This window comes from Mesorhizobium sp. L2C066B000, assembly GCF_000502335.1.
GTDB lineage: Bacteria > Pseudomonadota > Alphaproteobacteria > Rhizobiales > Rhizobiaceae > Mesorhizobium.
Genome location: NZ_AYWZ01000012.1, coordinates 113824 through 133031, shown reverse-complemented (window position 1 = coordinate 133031; position 19208 = coordinate 113824). Strand labels below are relative to the sequence as shown.

Below are 19208 nucleotides of genomic sequence, written 5' to 3'. Positions count from 1 at the left end.
ATGAAAACTCTTGCGATACTGCCGGCAGGATCGAAACCGGGAATCTGGACATGGCAGCGTTCGACCTTGCCAGGCTGATCACAGCCGCCGCGGACACGATCGCCGCTCACTCGGAAGAGTTGACCGCGCTCGACCAGGCGATCGGGGACGGTGACCATGGGCTGAACATGAAGCGCGGCTTCGAGGCTGTGCGCGCCGATGCCGGGGCGTTCGCTGCAAAGCCGCTGCCCGAGGCGCTGAAGGCGATCGGCACCAAGCTGGTGATGACGGTTGGCGGTGCGTCCGGGCCGCTGTTCGGTACATTGTTCCTGGCGCTGGGCAAGGAGATTTCAGGAGAGCCGGATCGCCCCAAGCTGACGGCTGCTTTCGGCAAGGCAATCGAGGCGGTGGCCGCCAGAGGCAAATCGCAGGTCGGCCAGAAGACGATGCTCGATGTGCTGTATCCGGTGCATGACGCGCTCGCGAATGGAAAGACAGGCTCGGAAATCGCTGATATTGCCGACGCGGCTGCCGAAGCGACCGTGCCGATGAAGGCAACACGCGGTCGCGCCTCATTCCTCGGCGACCGCTCAATCGGTCATATGGATGCCGGCGGACGCTCTGTGGCGCTGCTGGTGCGGACCGTCGCCGAAACCGTCGAGGGCCAAGCATGAGCAATGTCGGCATCGTCATCGTCTCGCATTCGCCGCTGGTTGCCGAAGGCACGGCCGACATGGTGCGGCAGATGGTGGGCGACGAAGTGCCGCTTGCATGGTGCGGCGGAAACGGCCATGGCGGGCTCGGCACCAGCGTCGAAGCGATCATGGGCGCCATCGACAAGGCGTGGTCGGAGGCGGGCGTCGCCATACTGGTCGATCTCGGCGGCGCCGAGACCAATTCGGAAATGGCGGTGGAAATGATCGGCGAGCCGCGGGCGCAGAAGATCGTCGTCTGCAACGCGCCGATAGTCGAAGGCGCGGTGATGGCTGCGACGGAGGCGTCCGGCGGGGCCTCGCTGAAGGAAGTGGTGGCGACGGCGCATGAATTGTCGCCGTCGTGAGCGAACGGGAATTTTGACCTGATGTCCGCATTTGCCGAGGCCACCGTCCTGATCACCCACGAGGTAGGTCTGCACGCGCGCCCTTCGGTGAAGTTCACCAAGCTTGCCAAGAGCTTTGCCGCCGAGGTGGAGATTGCGCTTGCCGCCAACGGCCCATGGTTCGACGCCAAGAGCATCGTCAAGGTGATGGCGGCCAGGGCGCCGAAAGGCACCATGCTGCACATCCGGGCCACAGGCGACGGCGCCGATGATGCCGTGAGAGCGCTGGCCGAGCTGGTGCGACGCGGTTTCGACGAGGATGCGGGCCATGCCCGAACCGCTTAGGCTGCAAGGCATTTCGGCCTCGGCCGGCTATGCCGAGGGGCCGTTGTTCAACCTTGATGGCGGCCCTGCGCGCTACTCAGGGAAGGCGACAGCCGGCGAGGAGAAGGCCGCATTGGAAGCAGCTATCGCCAGCGCGACGGACCGGCTCGCGACCCTGATCGAAACCGCCGATGACGAGGCCGCCGGCATTCTCGAATTCCAGCTCGCCATGCTTGGGGACGAGGCACTGACCGGCCCGGCTTTTGCCGCGATCGCGTCCGGCATGCCGGCTGACATGGCCTGGCGACAGGCGCTGGACGCCGAGATCTCCGGCTACGAAACGTCAGACCAGGACTATTTCCGGGCTCGCGCCGCCGATATCAGCGATATCCGCGACCGCGTGCTGCGCGCCCTTACCGAGGAGCAGGAGAGCGCTCCACCAGCGGGCGCCATTCTCTATGGCGAGGACATCGCGCCGACGCGCTTTCTCGAGACCGACTGGAGCACCGGCGGCGGCATCGCGCTGAGGGCCGGCAGCGCCGCCAGCCACGTCGCCATGCTGGCGCGCTCGCGCGGCGTGCCGATGGTTGTGGGGCTTGGCGCGTCGCCGGCTAATCCCGTCGGTCTGGCTCTGCTCGATGCGGAGCATGGCGGTATCGTGCTTTCGCCGACCACGACCGAGATCGAAGCGTTCCACCGGTCCTCGTCCTCGTTTGTGGCACATCGAGACAAGGCCGGAGTCTATCTCGCGAAACCGGCGGTAACCCGGGCCGGGACGACAGTGCGCGTGCAGGTCAACATCGCCGATCCGTCCGAGGTCGACGGCATCGACATTTCGACCTGCGACGGGGTCGGGCTGACGCGCACCGAATTCCTGTTCGGCAAGGCGCCGCCGGACGAGGAGACGCAATACCAGGCCTATCGCAAGGTGCTGGAATGGGCAGGCGACAAGCCGGTGACCATCCGTACCGTCGATGCCGGCGGCGACAAGCCGGTGCCGGGCTTCACCGTCGAGGAGAGCAACCCGTTCCTCGGGCTGCGTGGCATCAGGCTGTCGCTGGCAAGGCCGGAGGTGTTTCGCGTACAGATCCGGGCGCTGCTGCGCGCGGCGGTGCACGGCAATCTGAAGGTGATGTTTCCGATGATCGCCGTCGCGGAGGAATACCAACGCGCCGCCGCTCTGTTCGTGGAGGAGCAGGCCGGGCTTGCCGCGCGCGGCATCGCGCAAAAAATGCCGCCGCTCGGCATCATGGTCGAGGTGCCTTCGGTGGCGATCGCGCCGGAGGCGTTCGCCGATGTCGCCTTCTTCTCGATCGGTTCGAACGATCTGACCCAATATGTAATGGCGGCTGCCCGCGATAACGCAGCCGTGGCGCATCTTAATTCTGTCCGCCATCCCGCCGTGTTGCGGCTGATCGGCTCGGTTGCCGCTTTTGGCCTGCGCGCGAAAATCCCAGTCAGCCTGTGCGGCGATGCCGGCGGCGATCCGGCATCGATCCCGGCACTGCTCGAGGCCGGCCTGCGGGATCTCTCGGTGGCTCCCGCCCAACTCGCCATGGCCAAGGCGGCCATCTCGGATGCATCGGTCTAGGATGACTGAGATGGCCGACAAGACACCAGAAGCCGGCTCCGAAGAGGCGATCCGCGCCTACAAGACGATCCTGTCGCAGGTCATCGACCAGCGACCGTCGGGTATGCGACAACGCCTTGCCGACGCGCTTGGCAAGCACCGCAGCTTCGTCACCCAGATTTCCAGCGCGGCCTATTCGACCCCGATCCCGTCAAAACATCTGCCGGCTATTTTTTCGGTCTGCCATTTCAGTCCGGCCGAGCGCGATCAGTTTCTGGCTGCCTATCATCTGGCGCATCCCGGCAAGATGTCGGTTGCGGCAGGCATGCGCAAGACCCGGCATGTCTCGCTGATCGTGCCCGATTTCGGCGACGACAAGCAGAATGCAGCGCTCGACAAGGCGATCAATGAATTCATCCAGAAGATCACCAGCATCACCGGCAGGAGTGGCGGCTGATCGTGTTGTGTCGGGAGGACACATGAAGAAGTTTATGAATTCCGTCGACACGGTGCTGACCGAAAGCCTCAACGGCTTCGTTGCAGCTCATGCCGACATCCTGGTGCTGGGCGAGGAGCACAAATTTATTCGCCGCAAGGTGATGAAGCCGGGGAAGGTGGCGCTGATCTCGGGCGGCGGTTCCGGCCACGAGCCGTTGCATGCCGGCTTTGTCGGTCACGGCATGCTGGACGCCGCCTGCCCCGGCCAGGTCTTCACCTCGCCAACGCCGGACCAGATACTGGCGGCGNCCGCCGCCGATACCGGCGCCGGCTGCCTGTTCATCGTCAAGAACTATGAAGGCGACGTGATGAATTTCGACATGGCCGGCGAAATGGCCGACGGCGTCCTGCAGGTGGTGATCAATGATGACGTCGCCGTCGAGAATTCGTCCTTTACGACCGGCCGGCGCGGCGTCGCCGGCACGCTGGTGGTGGAGAAGATCGTCGGCGCCGCCGCCGAGCAAGGCATGGCGCTGGCGGATCTCAAGGCGCTCGGCGGTCGCATCAACAGCGCGACGCGTTCGATGGGCGTGGCGCTGACCAGTTGCACGGTGCCGGCGGCCGGCAGGCCGACCTTCGAGATTGGCGATGGCGAGATGGAATTCGGCGTCGGCATTCATGGCGAGCCCGGCCGGCGTCGCGACACGTTGAAAAGCGCCGATGCGATCGCCGAAGAGATTTGCGCCGCGATCCTGGGCGATCTCGGCGACAGGGCGAAAGGCCCGGCACTGTTGTTCATCAACGGCTTTGGCGGCACGCCGCTGATGGAGCTCTATCTGATGTACAACAGCGCCCGAAACATCTTCGAAAAACAGGGCGTGACGGTGACCCGCTCGCTGGTCGGGTCCTACGTGACATCGCTCGACATGGCCGGCTGCTCGATCACGCTGACCATGCTGGATGACGAGGCAACGTCAATGTGGGACGCGCCGGTGCACACAGCCGCGCTGCGCTGGGGACTGTAACGGAGGGGCCTTGCCCATATCCCGAACAGGCGGCTTATGAACTTGCCTTAGCCTGCGGGACCGGGCGGACCGTTACCCGCAGTCACGCCGACAGATTGCCCGCCTGCAGCGCGGCTTGCCTTGCGGCCGACCGCTCCGGCTTCATCCGAACCGAAGCCGTAGAAGTCTTATCGCGGTATCGGCAGCGACGGCCCGGCCACCACGCTGGACAACTTTCCTGCCTTGCGCAGCACGGGCGCTTCATACTTTTTCTTGGCCATTCCAAACACCCTTTTCAGTCCAGTGCAAAAGAATGGACCGAAACCGTGGAAAGTCAATTCATGAGCTGGTTCTGCCACCACACGCTGGCTTCATGCATGCTTTTCTGCAACATACGCTCCTCTGAGTTGGTTGTTTGACGCAATTCCGGACGGGAATTGCTGATGTGGGCGAACGCAATCCGGGTTTGATGCTGCCATCTCTTGCGCCTGCCGATGAAAAACTGCTGCTGACCTTCGCCGACCCGGAGGCGACGGTTGCCATTGGCCGTGACGTTGCTGCCGAAAGCTTGCTGGCACTGCTCGCCAATGCCGAGTTCCACGGCGTGCTGCCGATCATGCTGCGCAAGCTCAGCGAGATTGGCGACGCCCAACTGCCTGCGGACGCAGCCTTGCGGCAAAAGCTGTCGGAACTGCGTGATCGCTCGACGCTGGCGACCGGCCAATCGATGCTGCTGCAATATCATGGCGACCGCATCATGAAGGCATTGGCGGCGAAAAATGTTCCGGCCCGCATCGTCAAGGGTCCGGTCTTCGCACGCAAACTTTACCGCCACGCCGCTGACCGGCCGTTCACCGACATCGACATTCTGGTCGAGCCGGCCAGCATCATTGAAGCCAACACGGTGATTGCCGGATGCGGCTTCGAGCTCTGGAGCGGCGAGGCGCAGTCGCAGGATCTGCAGGAGTTCAAGTGGCTGGAGAAGGAGAATACCAGCCTGCTGATCGAACTGCACGGCAACCTGGTGCATGATTCCGGCATGCGGCGGCGGCTGTCGCTGGGCTTTCGCGAATTGCAGATCATCGACGGCGGCGAGGCCGACACGCCGGCCGCGCTGCTGACCATCGCCATTGTCCACGCCGCCGGCGGGCACAAGTTCCACCGGCTGCAGCTTTGCGTCGATGTGCTGCAGGGCGTGCGCGCGCTGCGGTCGCCCGCGGATGAAGACCGGCTTTTCGAGGCGGCGCGCATCAGCGGCATCGAGCTCGAACTGGCGACGGTTCTCAATGTGACGGGGCGGCTGTTTGATGCACCGCGCGCGATCGAACTGGCCGACCGCATCAAGCCCGGCCTCTCGATATTTTTGGCCAAATGGCTGATCACCGGCGATACGCTGCTCGGCGTTAATTCCAGGGACAAGATGCATTCGCGCCTGCGCCGCGACGCCTTCCGCTGGATCCAGCGCCTCGCCAGGCCAAAGCCGCATTCTGCCTGAAGTGTGCTTTAGTCTCGCGCCGCCAGCGCCGAGCGGATCAGCGGGGCCGCCTCGGCCGGGTTCGCGCCGACTTCCAGGGTAAATGTCGGGACGGCTTTGACCAGCGTTGCGATGGTTGCCATGCGGCGCTTCTGCGCCGGCAAAAGGCCGGTCATGCCGGTCCTGACATTGTCGGTGGCAAGCGCCACCATGGCGTCTGTCCTGGTCATGGGCACGAGCCGGGTTTGCGCGTCCGCCGAGCGGGCGAGATGAAACAGTGCCGCAACCGGTCTGCCGACAGTTTCCTCGATGCGGATGATCTCGGCGAGACGTTCCAGCGAGACGGCCTGCTCGCCATTGGCGTCCCATTTGTCGCCAAGGCAAGGCGCCACGAAGGGCAGCATTGCCGCGGTGTGGCGGTGGACCTTCACCTTGCGCGGCAAGCCCCAGGCCGTGATGCCGCCACCGGCCAAAACCTTGAGGATCATGGCGTCATCCGAGCACAGGCCGAAACCTTGCGACGCCAGCGCCAGCGACGTCGTCGACTTGCCGGTGCCGCTCGGCGCATGGATCAGCACGAGCGCCTCGCGGCCGGGCAATGTCAGGCCGGCGGTGTGCAGCATGTGCTGGTCGCCGGCATCAAGTGCTGCATCCAGCACCATCATCAGCACCGTCCATTTGACCTTGGCATCGGGATGGACTCGTATCTCGGCCCAGCCTCCATCGGCATTGATCGAGACGGTCTGCAGGCCGGGAAAGACCAGATGAACGGTGCCGCCACCGTCGATCAGCCGGCAATGGCCGTCCTCCGGCACCTCGCCGTCGAAAGCGAGTTTTCCGGCAGGCGATTCCGGTAACTCCCGCGTCTCGACGATGTCGACGCGGAAATCGGGCTCGACCGGCCCGCTCACGCGCAACGTGCCGAGCAAGAGGTCGAAGCTCGGCCAGAGATCGGCCCGCGAGGCCGATATGCTGATGACCTGGCCCTGGAGATCATAGCAGAAGGTGGTCGCCGGACCGGTCAAGCAGCGTGCGCCTTTCCGGCATCGGCGTGATGGCGATAGATCTGCACCATGCCGGGGAGGCTGTCCGAGACCACCGGGCGGCCATCGAGACAGACCCAGCAATGGGCAGACATACGCGGCGCCTGCATCGACTTCGGATCGACGCCGAAGCGCAGATCCGGATCGAAGCCGGCAAAGCGCAGGAAGCGGTGGGCGAGCAGGCCCTCGCGCAGGCATCTGCGGTCGCGCATCAGCCAGGGGTGCCGGACGGTCCGGTTGACGGCAGCGACGATGTAGGCTGACGACAGGCCGCGATAAGGGGTGGGTGCGCTGAGCGGCGCCCATTTCAGCACCGATTCGAAGCTGCGGCGGCCGATCAGGGTCGGCATCAGCCGCGCGCTTGCCCATAAATGGACACGAAACAAAGCGCGCAGGAGAACGCCGTCCACCATCAGGGAGCCGGGTCGGCGAGAATGCCTTCGCTCACCAGTTCGGCGGCCAGCGCCGCCATGTCCTGGTCGAGCGTGCCCTTGTCGACCTCGAACTCGTCAGACAACAGGACGACGATCTGGTCAAGGCTGCGGGCGCCGTCCACCTTGTCGAGAAAGGCTTCGGTGGTGCCGTTGCAGGTGTAAAGCTGGCCGCTGCGCGCCAAGAGCACGACGGCGCCATCGCCGACATGCTGGACCGAGGCGTCGTCCGCCAGCCGCAGAACCATTTCAGAACCGATTTGGGCCATGGAGCCCCTCCACCATTTTCCTGGAGAGCAGATAGCGCGGCGATGCGGGTCTGTCCATTGCGCGGACGAGAGGGAGAACAAGCCGGCCTGACCGTTCTGTGGCAATCCGGCAACGCCACCATCCTCACGACACAGGCAACCGAAGCCTAATGGAGACATCCAATTTCAGATTGTGGTAACTTCCACATCATTCAGAGCCTGAGAACGGGGAAGCACCCCAGAAATAGTCGGTGATTGCGGCTGGGAATCACCGCCGCAAACGGTCAAGCCAGCTATCTCGCAGGGTCAAGGTGTTGCTTTTCTTACCTAAAGTAAGCTATGGAGTCGCGGGGTTTTGGGAGAGCATTGGGTATGCGTTACAACTGGGAGCGGGCGCCGACCGCGTTCGAACGTCATCGAAAAGCGTTGGCAGCCGCCATATTGATTGCGGGTGGCGTCGGGCTGATGCTGGCGGCCTTGCCGCTTTAAGACTGATATCCGACACGAACGCCCTGCTTTCTCCGGGCGCATGAGCTTTTTCTGCCTGCCACAAGACGGGCCGCGGCTTAGCGTGCATGGCCGGTTACGGCGATGAAGCGGCGGTCGCGTCCTTCGAAGCCCTGGCTGAAGCGCTGCACCAGCACCGCCACTACCGCCGGCCTGCCGGGCGGGGTGTATTCGTAGGATTCCGACAGGCTGTAGGAAGTCGGGCAGTTGCGCGAGCCCGGCACGGCCTTGTCCTCGTGCAGCACCTTGAACGGCTTGCCGTCCTGCCCCTGCAGCGACAGGCGGAAGCCGCGCGCCTTGCCCGTCTTGGCGCCTTGAAGTTTCTTTTCGCCCTGAAGTGTCTTGTCGCTCGGAAGAGCCTGGTCGCTTGGCTTGGCGTCATCGAAGCTTGCCGAGCAGTCCGTCTTGCTGTCGGCCAAAATCTCATCGAGCTGGATGGTCGAAATCTGTGTTTCGCCATAGAACGGCGACAGCCATTTCTGCGCGGCCTGCTCGAGGCGGGAAATGTCGTTGTACTCGACCGTGTCGTCCGGGAAGGTGAACCTGTCGGAGGCCGTGCGCGTGCCGCGCTCGGCGATGCCGTATTTGGCCAGGATTGGCGCGGCCTGCTTTGCGGCCTGCGCCCGTGCCTGCTCCACCGTCGTGGTCGCCTCTTCCGATTCGTCGAGGACAAGGATCGGCTTGCCGCCGACGAACTCGTCTGTGCTTGTGTCGATGATGTCGATCTGCGACCAGCCGGAAACGGCAGCGTCGAGCTCGCCATATTGCTCGAAGGCGAAATATTTGCCGTCGGGGGAAAAGCCGATGATGCGCCGCGCGGCGGCATCGCCGGCCTGGGCGGCGGAAACGATCGTCAACAGCAGCGCTGCTCCAACGGCAGATCCAACCCCGTATCGTACCGTCATTGCGCGCCCTGCCCCGATTTCAAACCCGGCCATGGTGCCTGCAATTTATGGCCAAGGCGAGATCGGCCAAGCGCCAAATTTCGGGAAAGACATGGCATTTGGGGAAAGACGTGGCCGGGAAAACCCGCATAGGCTATTGCAAGATAGAGAGTTTTCCCGAGGAGGGATGAATGGCGTCACGCTACCACGAGGTCTATGACGGCTGGAAACGCGACCCAGAACAATTCTGGGCCGATGCGGCCGAGGCGATCGACTGGTATTCGCCGTGGACCAGCGTCTTCGATGCCAAGGCCGGCGTTTACGGGCGCTGGTTCAACGGCGCCAGCTGCAACACCTGCTTCAACGCTCTCGATCGCCATGTCGCAGGCGGCCGTGCCGACCAGATCGCACTTATCTACGACAGCGCGATCACCGGCACGGTCAAGAAATTCACCTATGCCGAATTGAAGCGCGAAGTGGTAGCGCTGACTTCGGTGCTCAAGAACCGCGGCATTCGCAAAGGCGACCGCGTCATCATCTACATGCCGATGGTGGCCGAAGCGGCGGTCGCGATGCTTGCCTGTGCCCGCATCGGCGCGGTGCATTCGGTGGTGTTCGGCGGCTTTGCCTCGCACGAGCTCGCCACCCGCATCGACGACGCCAAGCCGAAGCTGGTCATCTCCGCGTCCTGCGGCCTGGAGCCTGGACGTGTCGTGGCCTACAAGCCGCTGCTCGACAAGGCGATCGAAATGTCCCGCCACAAGCCGGACGCCTGCCTGATCCTGCAGCGCGACCAGCTGCGCTGCGATCTGAGGGAGCATTACGATATCGATTTTGCCGACGCCGTTGCCCGCGAGCGCGCCGCGGGCGCCAACGTCGATTGCGTTCCGGTGCTCGCCACCGACCCGCTCTACATCATCTACACCTCCGGCACGACCGGCCAGCCGAAGGGCATCGTGCGCGACAATGGCGGCCACATGGTCGCGCTCAAATGGACGATGGAAAACGAGTTCGGCGTCAGACCGGGCGAAGTATTCTGGGCGGCCTCCGATGTCGGCTGGGTGGTCGGCCATTCCTACATCGTTTACGGACCGCTGCTGCATGGTGCGACAAGCGTGCTGTTCGAGGGCAAGCCGATCGGCACACCCGACGCCGGCACCTATTGGCGGGTGATCGCAGAACACGGCGTGGTCGCGCTGTTCACCGCGCCGACGGCCTTCCGCGCCATCAAGGGGCAGGACCCCAAGGGCGAATTCGTGCCGAAATACGATCTGTCGAAATTCCGCACTCTGTTCCTGGCCGGCGAACGCGCAGACCCGGAAACCATCAAATGGGCGGAGCAGAAACTCAACGTGCCGGTGGTCGATCATTGGTGGCAGACCGAGACCGGCTCGCCGATGACCATCAACCCGGCGGGCCTCGGCCTGCTGCCGGTGAAATACGGCTCGCCCGGCGTGCCGATGCCGGGCTACGACATTCGCGTGCTCGACGATGCCGGCCATGAAGTGCCGCGCGGCACACTTGGCAATGTGGCGGTGAAACTGCCGCTGCCGGCCGGCTGCCTGCCGACGCTGTGGAATGCCGACGAGCGTTTCCGGCAAGCCTATCTCGAGGAATTTCCCGGCTTCTACAAGACGGCCGATGCCGGCATGATCGACGACGACGGCTACCTCTATGTCATGGCGCGCACAGACGACATCATCAATGTCGCCGGACACCGGCTGTCGACCGGAGCCATGGAGGAGGTGCTTTCAGCGCATCCCGATGTTGCCGAATGCGCCGTCATCGGCGTCGCTGACGCTATGAAGGGCCAGGTCCCGCTCGGCTTCGTCGTGCTCAATGCCGGTGTGTCGCGCGATACCGCTGCCATCGAAGGCGAAGTGGTGGGGCTGGTGCGCGAACGGATCGGCCCGGTCGCGGCCTTCAAGACCGTGGTGACGATCAAGCGCCTGCCCAAGACGCGCTCCGGCAAGATCCTGCGCGGCACCATGCAGAAGATCGCCGACAAGGAAGAATGGACGATGCCGGCGACTATCGACGATCCCGCCATTCTTGACGAGATCACCGCGGCGCTCAAAGCCCGCGGCATCGGGGTCTGACGGCCCCAGTGGCGTTGTTCCAGCGATCCAGGCCCCCCCGGCCGGCGCCGCGCGAGCGCCTGGAAATGGATATGGACGACACCGTCGTCTACGCGATCGGCGACGTGCATGGCTGCTACAAGGAATTGCTGTCGCTGGAGCAGAAGATCCAGCTCGACGCGCTGCAATTTCGCGGCCGCAAGATTATCGTCATGCTCGGCGACTATATCGATCGCGGGCCGCAATCGGCGCGCGTGCTCGACCACCTCTTGGCGCTGCCGCCAACAGGGTTCCTGCGCGTCTGCCTGGCGGGAAACCACGAAGTGGCCATGCTGAACTATCTCGACGGCTATCTGTCGCGGGACCGCTGGCTGGCGGTCGGCGGCCGCGAGACTCTGTTTTCCTATGGGGTCGATCCGGCGCGGCTTGCCAGCCTCTATGCCTCGAGCGACGCGGTCGACCGGCGCGTGAAGGAGGTCATTCCGGCCAGCCATATCGACTTCCTGCGCAGCCTGCCGGTGCTGCTCTGTTCGGATAAATTCGTTTTCGTCCATGCCGGCATCAGGCCGGGCATCGACCTGGTCGCACAGGATGAGCAGGATCTGCTCAACATCCGCGACGAGTTCTTCAAGGCCGCACATCTGCTCGACCGCCTTGTGGTGCATGGGCACACGCCGGTCGATATCCCCAGGCTTGACGGGCGAAGGCTCGGCATCGACACCGGCGCCTTTCAGAGCGGACGGCTGACAGCGCTCAGGATCGCGGGTAAGTTCGGCAAGCTGATCTTTTCCTGACCTGCCGTGCTTCTTCGTTTGAGCGTGATCTTTTCCGAAAACCGGATCCGCTGTCCGGATCACGCTCCTTTTCAGGATCGCGCTCCGTTCAGGCGGCGGTCTTGGCTCGCACGTCCGATTTCTCCAGATAGTAGGTCGAATAGCGGTCGAAGAACTTTTCCGAGCCGCCGAGCGAGCCGTATTTCGGCAGCTTCTTCAGATCGACCTTGTTGAGCACGGCGCCGACGACCTTGCTTGCGACGTAGGGTTCCTGCTCCAGCAGCGAGCGCACCATGGCGCGCGGCGTGCGGCCCCATTCGGCAACCAGCACGAAGCCGTCGACCAGCGGCGCAAACGCCTTGGCGTCGACCACGGGGCCAAGCGGCGGCAGGTCGACGATGATGTACTCGAACGTCTCCTTGGCGTTGTCGATGAAGCGCCGCATGCCGGCCGACGACAGCAGCTCGCTGGTATGCGAGAACTGCCCACGCAGCACGGCCGGGATGATCGCCAGCTTGGTCTGGCGGTCGACCTTGCCGACCGACTGCCAGGTCTGGCCGTTGACCACGGCTTCCATCAGCCCCTGCTCGGCCTCCATGCCGAGGTTGCGGCTGAGGCCAGGATTGCGCAGATCGGCGTCGATCAAAAGCGTCTTCGAGCCGTTGGCGGCCAGCAATCCGGCGAGATTGGCGGCGACCGTAGACTTGCCCTCGCCGGGCAGGACCGAGACCACGCCTATGACCCGGCTGCCTTGCCCTTCCATGACGACGTCGAAGGCGATCTTGGCGTTGCGCAGCGTTTCGGAGAACATCGATGCCGGCGCATCGACGCTGACCCGCAAGCGCGCCCGTTTCTCGGCCGCCGACAATGTGTTGGCGCCTTTGGCATCCGCCGCACCGTCGTCGGCGTCCTTGCCGAGCCTGCCGCCGATCATCGGCAAATAGCCGAGGAATTTGAGGCCGACGCGATCGCGAATGTCCTCGCCGGTCCTGAAGAAGCGCTCGTTGAACTCATTCAGGCCACCAAAGCCGGCGCCAAGCAGCACGCCAAGCACCAGCGACAGCGCCAGCACCCTGGAGGTGCGCGGGCTTGAGGCGGAAAGCGGCGTTGAGGCATCCGAGATGATGCGGACCTTGCCGACCGGGAAGGATTGCTGCTGCGAGGCCTCCTCGTAGCGGCTAAGGAAGGTCTGGTAGAGCGTGGTCAGCGCCTGCGCCTGCTGGTCGAGTTCGCGCAGTTTGACCTGGCTCTGGTTGTCGATGGAGCTCTTGCCGGCCGCGTCGGCGATCTTCTGCCTCAGTGAGGTCTCGCGTGAAAGCGCGACTTCATATTCATTGCGATAGCTTTCGGTCAGTTGCTTCAACTCGCCGAAAATCTGGGTCGACAGGTCGGCCTTTTCCTTGGCCAGCGCCACCGCCTGCGGATGGTCGGCGCCGAAATTGGCCGTCACGTCCTGCAGCCGCTTGGCCACTGCGAGATAGCGGGTCTTGAGCGTTGCAATGACGGAGCTTGCCGGCTGATCGCTTGAGATGGCGGAATCGTTGAAGGCATTGTCCGAGCCGCTTTCGACGATGGTCTTGTATTGCTGATAGCGGGCGCTGGCGCGCGCCGTATCGGCCTGCGCGACGATCAGTTGCGCGGTGAGATCGGCAATCTGCTTGTCGCTGATCAGCTGGCCGTCGCTGTTGGCGGCCAGACCATGCTCGGCCCTGAATTTCTCGACCGCCATAGCGGCCGCCTGTGAGTTCTGACGAAGCTCGGTCAGCCGGCCCTGCAGCCAGACCGCAGCGCGCTCGGTGGCGTCGAAGCTGGCATTGAGCTGGTCGGCGAGATAGGCGTCGGCATAGGCCTTGGTGATGGCGGTGGCGAGCGCCGGATTGGTCGACTGGTAACCGATGGCGAGCACATAGGAGCGGCCGTTGCGCTGCGCCAGCACCTCGCTCTGCAGCTTCAGCACGGCATAGTCGTGGCGCGCCGTCTGCATCATGGCCTGGCGTGTCGCCTCATCGACGTTTTCCATGCCGGGAATCTGCTCGGCGGAACTTGAGCGGAAATAGCCGATCACGCCGCGCACGAAGCCGATGCCCTTGACCAGCGCCGATTGCGGCGGGTTCATGAACTCTGCGTTCTGGTCGAGTTTCAGCTTGTCGACCACCACCGAGGCCAGCCGCGCCGAGGTGATGATTTCGATCTGGCTGAGCAGGGCGGCGTCGGTCTGCATGGTGACGGATGCAGCCGAGATGTCGTCGATGACCTTGTTCAGGCCTTCGTCGATCAGCACGCTGGCGACCGACATGTATTGCTTGGGCGTGGTCTGCAGATAGAGCAACCCCAGGAACAGGCCGATGATGGCGCAGACCGCCACCACCTTGACCTGACGCGCCGCCATGCCAAGCAGGCGCTCGACGTCGATGAAGTCTTCACCCTTTTCCTGATCGGGGTTGGGCAATGGCATCCTCTTGTCGAGAGGAAAGCTGGCATAATTCATCTTCGATCCAATTCTAGGTTACAGGCGCCGGAGCGAGACGGGTCAGGTCCCACCTCGTCCGAAGCTGCGGAGATCGGGGGCAAGATATGCAACGCAAGCTTCATGCCATCCGGCGCCGGGCCTGAGCGGCCAGGCGTGCAGGCATGAGCCGCGCCATCGTCCAAACGCATATGCCCTCGAAAGATGGGCATTATGCGGCCACTTCCTGACGCTCATGCGACCGCACGAACGCCTGCAGCATTTCCAGCACAGGTCCCTTCATGTCGTCGCGCGCCAGCGCGAAGGCGATGGTCGCCTCTATGAAGCCTTCCTTGGAGCCGCAGTCGAACATGCGGCCATTGAAAGGCTGGGCAAAGAAAGACTGGCTTTTCGCCAGCCGCACCATGGCATCGGTAAGCTGGATTTCGTTGCCGGCGCCGCGCTGCTGGTTGCCCAGCAGCGAGAAGATCTCGGGCTGCAGGATGTAGCGGCCGTTGATGTAATAGTTCGACGGCGCATTGGCCGGCGCCGGCTTTTCGACCATGGCCGTCACCTCGAAGCCGCTGCCTGTCTCGGCGCCGCGCCCGACGATGCCGTATTTGCTGGTCTCGCTGGGATCACAGCGCTCGACGGCGATCACATTGCCGCCGGTCTGCTGATAGAGATCGACTGTTTCAGCCAGGCAACCTCGGCGACCGAACGACACCATATCGGGGAGCAGCAGGGCGAAGGGCTCGTCGCCGATGACTTCGCGTGCGCACCACACCGCATGGCCGAGACCATGTGGCGACTGCTGGCGGATGAAGCTGGTGGCGCCGGCCACGGGCAGCATGCTTTCGAGCGCCTCCAGCTGGGTCTTCTTGCCGGTTTGTTCGAGCGTTCCAATCAGTTCGGGGTGCAGGTCGAAGTAGTCCTCGATGACAGCCTTGTTGCGGCCGGTGACGAACACGATGTGCTCGATGCCGGCTTCGAAGGCCTCGTCCACCGCATATTGGACGACCGGCCGGTCGACCACGGGCAGCATCTCCTTCGGAATCGACTTGGTTGCCGGCAGGAACCGTGTTCCAAGCCCCGCCACAGGGATGACTGCCTTCCTGATTTTCTTCATCGCAAATTCCTTCTGAGCAGATCGATTTCAGCCTGTTGCAGGCCACGAACAAACGTCTTCATGTACTCGCCCTCCTTACCTCTCCGCGCCGACGGCAAACTGCGCCGCCACCCTTTTGAGGCGGACGGCGATCGGCATCGACATGTGCCTGACAGCCGCCGGATCACTTAGCGCGGTGCGTATCGCTTTCAACGGCGAACGCGCCTTGATGTGCTGGACCAGCGACAGGAACGATGCCGCCTTGCGCAGGCTGCGGGCGCGTTTGGCGAAGGCGGCCGCAGCAGCAGCATCCATGGAATTGGTCTCGGCGAAGACCGCGTCGGCCTTGCGCATCGCCTCGATATGGTGAAGCTCGAGCACGCGCGAGATCGAGCCCGTGCGGATGTGGTAGATATAGCCGGTCGTCGGCTCGACGACGCATTTTCCGCTCTTGGCCAGCGCGTTGGCGAGCAGGATGTAATCCTCGCCTATGCTCAGACTTTCATCATAGCGAAGCCCGTTTTCGATCAGGAAACGGCGCTGGAAGATCGGCTTGAGATAGCCAAGGTTGAACGTGGATTCGAAAACGATGTTGCCAGCGATGTAGTCGGCGAGCGTGATTTCACGCAGGCCCTCCAGATATTTGGCGGGAAACATCGTCGCTTCGGCAATGCCGTCCTCGCGCACCACCTGGAGGTTGTCGACGGCGATTACAGCGCCCGCACTTTCGGCTCGCGCGATCATGGCGGCGAGCCGCCCGGGCAGGACGGCATCGTCGGAATCGAGCACCGCGACCCAGCGGCCTGTGGCGAGGTCGAGGCCGGCATTCCTGGCGCCGCCAGGGCCACGATTTGCCGGCAGCGCAACCACTTTGACGACATCTTTTGGATAGGCTCTTGCGACGTCGAGCGTGTTGTCGCGCGACTGGTCATCGGCGACGATGATTTCGACGCTGACATCGCGCTGGGCCATGGCGCTTGCGATCGCCCGGTCGAGCGTGGCCGCGGCATTGTGGGCTGCGATGACAAAGGAGACGTCAGGCTGCACGCTTGCCTCCTTGCTGCGGGGAAGACAGTCCGTATTGGCGAATTTCGCTGATACCGACCAGGCCGCTGACGACGCCGACATGCATGATGCCGCGCAGCACGCTGCGGTTGCGGCGGACCGGGCTAATCGCAGTCAACGCCGCCATGCCGAAGCAATAGGCGGCCTTGGCCGAGGCAAGGCCGACAGCCTTCGCACGCTGTATCACGCCTGCGTCATGGCCGATGAGGTGGCCGTGCGTCTGGCCGAAGCGGAAGCGGCGGCGGCGCAGCCAGTCGAAAGCGGCTCGCGAACGCGGCACGACTTCCTCGACCCACGCCTCCGGCGCAAAGGCGATGCGACCGCCTGCCTTGACCATGCGGTCGAAGAATTCGGTGTCCTCGCCGCCGCTCTGGCCGCGCGCCAGGCTGAAACGACGGTCGCGCAAGCTGTCGGCGCTCATCCTCAAAAGGACGTTGCAGGTGTAGCCGGTGCGGATTTCGCCCTGCACCCAGACCGGCAAGGTCGAATGGAAATCGCCCTTGCGCATCCAGTCCGGCGCATCCGAGCGGTAGAGCGCCCGCACCGGACCGAGCACGGCCTCGGCGCCGCTTGTCTCCGCGATAGCAATCAGTTCGGCCAGCCATTGCCGGGAAGCGGTTTCATCGTCGTCGATGAAGGCGACAAAATCGGCCGTGCTGGCATCAAGACAGGCGTTGCGGGCAACCGAGATGTTGCGCGCCGGGGCGTGCCGGTAGCGGGCCACGAGCTTCAATTCGCTCGCCAGCGCGGTCACCAGCGGCTCGGCGGTCGGCTCGTCGTCATTGTCGGCGACGATGACGCCGATGCCGAAACCGGCAGGCATATCCATGGCAGCGAGCGACCGCAGCGTGTCGGCCAGTTCCGGCCGCCGGAACGTGCAGACGCAGATGTCGATGCGGCGGCTGTCGGCGACCATCATGCCACCCCGCGCTGCGATCGCGAGCCGAGCAGTTGCAGCCAAAACCCGAGCGACCAGCCGAAATGCATGACCATCGCCGAAATGCCTGTCAGCACATTGCTGGGATTGCGCTGGCTGATGGCGGTCAAAGCGCCGTAGCCCAGACAGACCGAAGCCCAGACCAGCAGAGGCACCGCCGCCAGCCAGTGGATAAAGGAAAATGCCGCGAGAAGGACGACCGGCGCCACCAGCAGCGGGATCATCTGCCGAGCTTTCGGGATCATGCGGTGCTTGAGCACATTCTTGGCGCGGCCGCGGCCATAGCCGAGATATTGAAAATACAGGCCCTTCAGCGACGAACGCGGATAGTAGACCATCTGGGTCTTGCCGCTCATCCAGATGCAGTAGCCAGCCTGGCGCAGCCGGTAGTCGAGTTCGGCATCCTCATTGTGGCTGAAGGTCTCGTCATAGCCGCCGACCGCGGTGAAGGCCGAGATCCGGATCAGCGCGTGATGGCCATGGTCCACCCATTCGCCGGCGGAAAGGTGCCGGTGCTTGGAGCCGCCGGTGCCGAGCTTGGAATTCTGCGCCGCCGCGACCGCTTTCTGCACCGCGCCGCTGCCGCTGGTCAGCATCGAGACGACGACCGAATCGGCTGAAGTGGCGAGCGCCTCCTCGACCAGCCGGTCGCAATAATCGGCGGGATAGCCGCCATGGGCATCGATGCGGATCAGATATTCGGCGCCGTCACCGAGGCAGGCAACGGCGAGGTTGATCGCCGCGCTCTGGATACGTTTTGGGTTGTGCAGGAGGACGACCTGAGGGTCCTTGGCCGCAACCGCTTCGACAATGGCCAAAGTGCCGTCGGTGCTGCCGCCATCGGCAACGACGATGCGGGCGCCGAGCCTTAGCGCTGCCGGCCTGAGCTGCTCGAGCAGCGCGCCGATATGGGCTGCCTCATTCAGGCACGGAATGACGATCAGGCTCGACGGAAGCGCTTCGGTTTGCGTCATCGGCGCCTTCCCATACTCTGTATTTTTCCCATCATCAGCCATCGCTAAGCCAGCGCTTCGGTCACGAAGGGACCGGGGACCGCCGCCAGACCGCGCAACCTGTCGACAAAGGCGCGGCAGTCGCTGCCGTCGTAGCTCCAGGTTCGTGGGTTGCGGGCCAGCACGCGCGCCTTGGCCTTGCCGAAGTGCTCCTGGTCCATGCGGCCGAGCGCGGTTTCCAGGATTTCGGGCGTGGCATCGGAAAGCAGGATGCCAATGTCCTGCTGGTTGAGAAAGCGCCCCGTCTCGGTANGTTCAGACGTGTGCTCTTCCGATCTATAGAGGCGGTTGGGCAGCAACCATTCCGAATTCTGCCCTTCCTCGAAGAAATCGATCGCCCAGGAAAAATGCACTTCGCCGTAGATCGCGGCCATGTCTTCCGGGTTGCGGTAGGGGCCACGAAAGGAGAGATAGGGTTCGGCCTCGACAAAAGCGTGGAAATCCGGGAATTCCGAGAGTGCCGGACGGCCCCGGAGGACGACCTCGAAGCGCCCGCCCTGACGGCGCGTGAAGTCGGCCAGCAGCTCCAGCGAGCGGCGGCAGCGCAGCGCGCCGAACCAGCCGATGCGCCACGGGGGTGCTGCAGGGTTTTCGGCCTTTGACCTGTCATCCAAGGCGATCGGCGCGGTTTCGAAGTATTTGTTTTCGACCAGTTCCACCGGTGCGGCGACCTGCCCGAACGGCTTGAAATAATTGGCGATGAAGGCCGGTGAGCTCGTCACCAGAAGCTTCACGTCGCGGGCGAGATAACGCTCCGCTGTGCGCAGTGCTTTGCCCAGCATGTCATTGCGCAGCACCAGGCGATGGATGTCGAGGCATTCGTAGACGATCGGCACGCCGCCGCGAA

The 19208-nt window shown here is 63.7% G+C and carries 18 protein-coding genes; 9 read left to right on the top strand and 9 right to left on the bottom strand.

Annotation, left to right across the window (positions count from 1 at the left end):
• Window positions 1–50: 50 nt before the first annotated feature.
• From dhaL to X733_RS143590, 7 genes are all read left to right on the top strand, one after another.
• Window positions 51–653 carry a dihydroxyacetone kinase subunit DhaL gene (dhaL, locus tag X733_RS143560; RefSeq protein ID WP_023732533.1) on the top strand — a complete coding sequence of 201 codons (603 nt, stop codon included), beginning with the start codon at window positions 51–53 and terminating at the stop codon, window positions 651–653.
• Entirely contained in the window at window positions 650–1039 is a 390-nt protein-coding gene (dhaM, locus tag X733_RS143565) for a dihydroxyacetone kinase phosphoryl donor subunit DhaM (protein ID WP_023690004.1), read from the top strand. The genes dhaL and dhaM overlap by 4 nt, the downstream gene beginning before the upstream one ends.
• Before the next feature lie 21 nt (window positions 1040–1060).
• Window positions 1061–1363, top strand: a complete 303-nt coding sequence (locus X733_RS143570) for an HPr family phosphocarrier protein (protein ID WP_023684207.1) — start codon at window positions 1061–1063, stop codon at window positions 1361–1363.
• Window positions 1347–2933: a phosphoenolpyruvate--protein phosphotransferase gene (gene ptsP, locus X733_RS143575; protein ID WP_023819514.1), complete on the top strand. Its 1587-nt coding sequence runs from the start codon at window positions 1347–1349 to the stop codon at window positions 2931–2933. The genes X733_RS143570 and ptsP overlap by 17 nt, the downstream gene beginning before the upstream one ends.
• Before the next feature lie 10 nt (window positions 2934–2943).
• Window positions 2944–3369 (top strand): hypothetical protein, encoded by a 426-nt coding sequence (locus X733_RS143580; RefSeq protein WP_023668784.1) that lies wholly within the window; start codon window positions 2944–2946, stop codon window positions 3367–3369.
• A 22-nt stretch (window positions 3370–3391) separates the two neighbouring features.
• Window positions 3392–4375 carry a dihydroxyacetone kinase subunit DhaK gene (gene dhaK / locus X733_RS143585; RefSeq protein ID WP_023819513.1) on the top strand — a complete coding sequence of 328 codons (984 nt, stop codon included), beginning with the start codon at window positions 3392–3394 and terminating at the stop codon, window positions 4373–4375.
• A 448-nt stretch (window positions 4376–4823) separates the two neighbouring features.
• Window positions 4824–5849, top strand: a complete 1026-nt coding sequence (locus X733_RS143590; protein ID WP_023703566.1) for a nucleotidyltransferase family protein — start codon at window positions 4824–4826, stop codon at window positions 5847–5849.
• An 8-nt stretch (window positions 5850–5857) separates the two neighbouring features.
• On the opposite strand, the gene X733_RS143595 is transcribed toward X733_RS143590, so the two are convergent.
• The 4 genes from X733_RS143595 to X733_RS143610 form a co-directional block, all read right to left on the bottom strand.
• Window positions 5858–6853, bottom strand: a complete 996-nt coding sequence (locus X733_RS143595) for an HPr kinase (protein WP_023694189.1) — start codon at window positions 6851–6853, stop codon at window positions 5858–5860.
• Window positions 6850–7284: a lasso peptide biosynthesis B2 protein gene (locus tag X733_RS143600; RefSeq protein WP_023668789.1), complete on the bottom strand. Its 435-nt coding sequence runs from the start codon at window positions 7282–7284 to the stop codon at window positions 6850–6852. Before X733_RS143600 ends, X733_RS143595 begins: the two co-directional genes overlap by 4 nt.
• Window positions 7284–7571: a PqqD family protein gene (locus X733_RS143605; RefSeq protein WP_023684213.1), complete on the bottom strand. Its 288-nt coding sequence runs from the start codon at window positions 7569–7571 to the stop codon at window positions 7284–7286. Before X733_RS143605 ends, X733_RS143600 begins: the two co-directional genes overlap by 1 nt.
• Before the next feature lie 545 nt (window positions 7572–8116).
• Complete coding sequence (locus tag X733_RS143610) at window positions 8117–8914, bottom strand: DUF2259 domain-containing protein (protein WP_023689998.1); 798 nt, start codon at window positions 8912–8914, stop codon at window positions 8117–8119.
• A 218-nt stretch (window positions 8915–9132) separates the two neighbouring features.
• Here X733_RS143610 and X733_RS143615 point away from each other — a divergent pair, with 218 nt between their 5' ends.
• Both X733_RS143615 and X733_RS143620 read left to right on the top strand, forming a co-directional pair.
• Complete coding sequence (locus tag X733_RS143615; protein ID WP_023689996.1) at window positions 9133–11040, top strand: propionyl-CoA synthetase; 1908 nt, start codon at window positions 9133–9135, stop codon at window positions 11038–11040.
• 71 nt (window positions 11041–11111) lie between these two features.
• Window positions 11112–11813 (top strand): metallophosphoesterase family protein, encoded by a 702-nt coding sequence (locus X733_RS143620; protein WP_023689995.1) that lies wholly within the window; start codon window positions 11112–11114, stop codon window positions 11811–11813.
• Between the two features lie 88 nt (window positions 11814–11901).
• On the opposite strand, the gene X733_RS143625 is transcribed toward X733_RS143620, so the two are convergent.
• The 5 genes from X733_RS143625 to X733_RS143645 form a co-directional block, all read right to left on the bottom strand.
• Window positions 11902–14280: a polysaccharide biosynthesis tyrosine autokinase gene (locus X733_RS143625; RefSeq protein WP_023816349.1), complete on the bottom strand. Its 2379-nt coding sequence runs from the start codon at window positions 14278–14280 to the stop codon at window positions 11902–11904.
• 190 nt (window positions 14281–14470) lie between these two features.
• On the bottom strand, window positions 14471–15367 hold the full coding sequence (gene galU, locus X733_RS143630; RefSeq protein WP_023668795.1) for a UTP--glucose-1-phosphate uridylyltransferase GalU: 897 nt from the start codon (window positions 15365–15367) through the stop codon (window positions 14471–14473).
• A 75-nt stretch (window positions 15368–15442) separates the two neighbouring features.
• Window positions 15443–16393: a glycosyltransferase family 2 protein gene (locus tag X733_RS143635; RefSeq protein WP_023668796.1), complete on the bottom strand. Its 951-nt coding sequence runs from the start codon at window positions 16391–16393 to the stop codon at window positions 15443–15445.
• Window positions 16383–17330 (bottom strand): glycosyltransferase family 2 protein, encoded by a 948-nt coding sequence (locus X733_RS143640; RefSeq protein ID WP_023668797.1) that lies wholly within the window; start codon window positions 17328–17330, stop codon window positions 16383–16385. The genes X733_RS143635 and X733_RS143640 overlap by 11 nt, the downstream gene beginning before the upstream one ends.
• Window positions 17327–18322 carry a glycosyltransferase family 2 protein gene (locus X733_RS143645; protein WP_023819512.1) on the bottom strand — a complete coding sequence of 332 codons (996 nt, stop codon included), beginning with the start codon at window positions 18320–18322 and terminating at the stop codon, window positions 17327–17329. The genes X733_RS143640 and X733_RS143645 overlap by 4 nt, the downstream gene beginning before the upstream one ends.
• Window positions 18323–19208 lie beyond the last annotated feature (886 nt).

Coding starts and splice junctions, on each gene's coding strand:
- dhaL (WP_023732533.1), top strand. CDS start 51: ATGGCAGCGTTCGACCTTGCCAGGCTGATCACAGCCGCCGCGGACACG.
- X733_RS143580 (WP_023668784.1), top strand. CDS start 2,944: ATGGCCGACAAGACACCAGAAGCCGGCTCCGAAGAGGCGATCCGCGCC.
- X733_RS143645 (WP_023819512.1), bottom strand. CDS start 18,322: ATGACGCAAACCGAAGCGCTTCCGTCGAGCCTGATCGTCATTCCGTGC.
- X733_RS143625 (WP_023816349.1), bottom strand. CDS start 14,280: ATGAATTATGCCAGCTTTCCTCTCGACAAGAGGATGCCATTGCCCAAC.
- dhaM (WP_023690004.1), top strand. CDS start 650: ATGAGCAATGTCGGCATCGTCATCGTCTCGCATTCGCCGCTGGTTGCC.
- X733_RS143570 (WP_023684207.1), top strand. CDS start 1,061: ATGTCCGCATTTGCCGAGGCCACCGTCCTGATCACCCACGAGGTAGGT.
- ptsP (WP_023819514.1), top strand. CDS start 1,347: ATGCCCGAACCGCTTAGGCTGCAAGGCATTTCGGCCTCGGCCGGCTAT.
- X733_RS143590 (WP_023703566.1), top strand. CDS start 4,824: ATGCTGCCATCTCTTGCGCCTGCCGATGAAAAACTGCTGCTGACCTTC.
- X733_RS143620 (WP_023689995.1), top strand. CDS start 11,112: ATGGACGACACCGTCGTCTACGCGATCGGCGACGTGCATGGCTGCTAC.
- X733_RS143615 (WP_023689996.1), top strand. CDS start 9,133: ATGGCGTCACGCTACCACGAGGTCTATGACGGCTGGAAACGCGACCCA.
- X733_RS143640 (WP_023668797.1), bottom strand. CDS start 17,330: ATGATGGTCGCCGACAGCCGCCGCATCGACATCTGCGTCTGCACGTTC.
- X733_RS143605 (WP_023684213.1), bottom strand. CDS start 7,571: ATGGCCCAAATCGGTTCTGAAATGGTTCTGCGGCTGGCGGACGACGCC.
- X733_RS143600 (WP_023668789.1), bottom strand. CDS start 7,284: ATGGTGGACGGCGTTCTCCTGCGCGCTTTGTTTCGTGTCCATTTATGG.
- galU (WP_023668795.1), bottom strand. CDS start 15,367: ATGAAGAAAATCAGGAAGGCAGTCATCCCTGTGGCGGGGCTTGGAACA.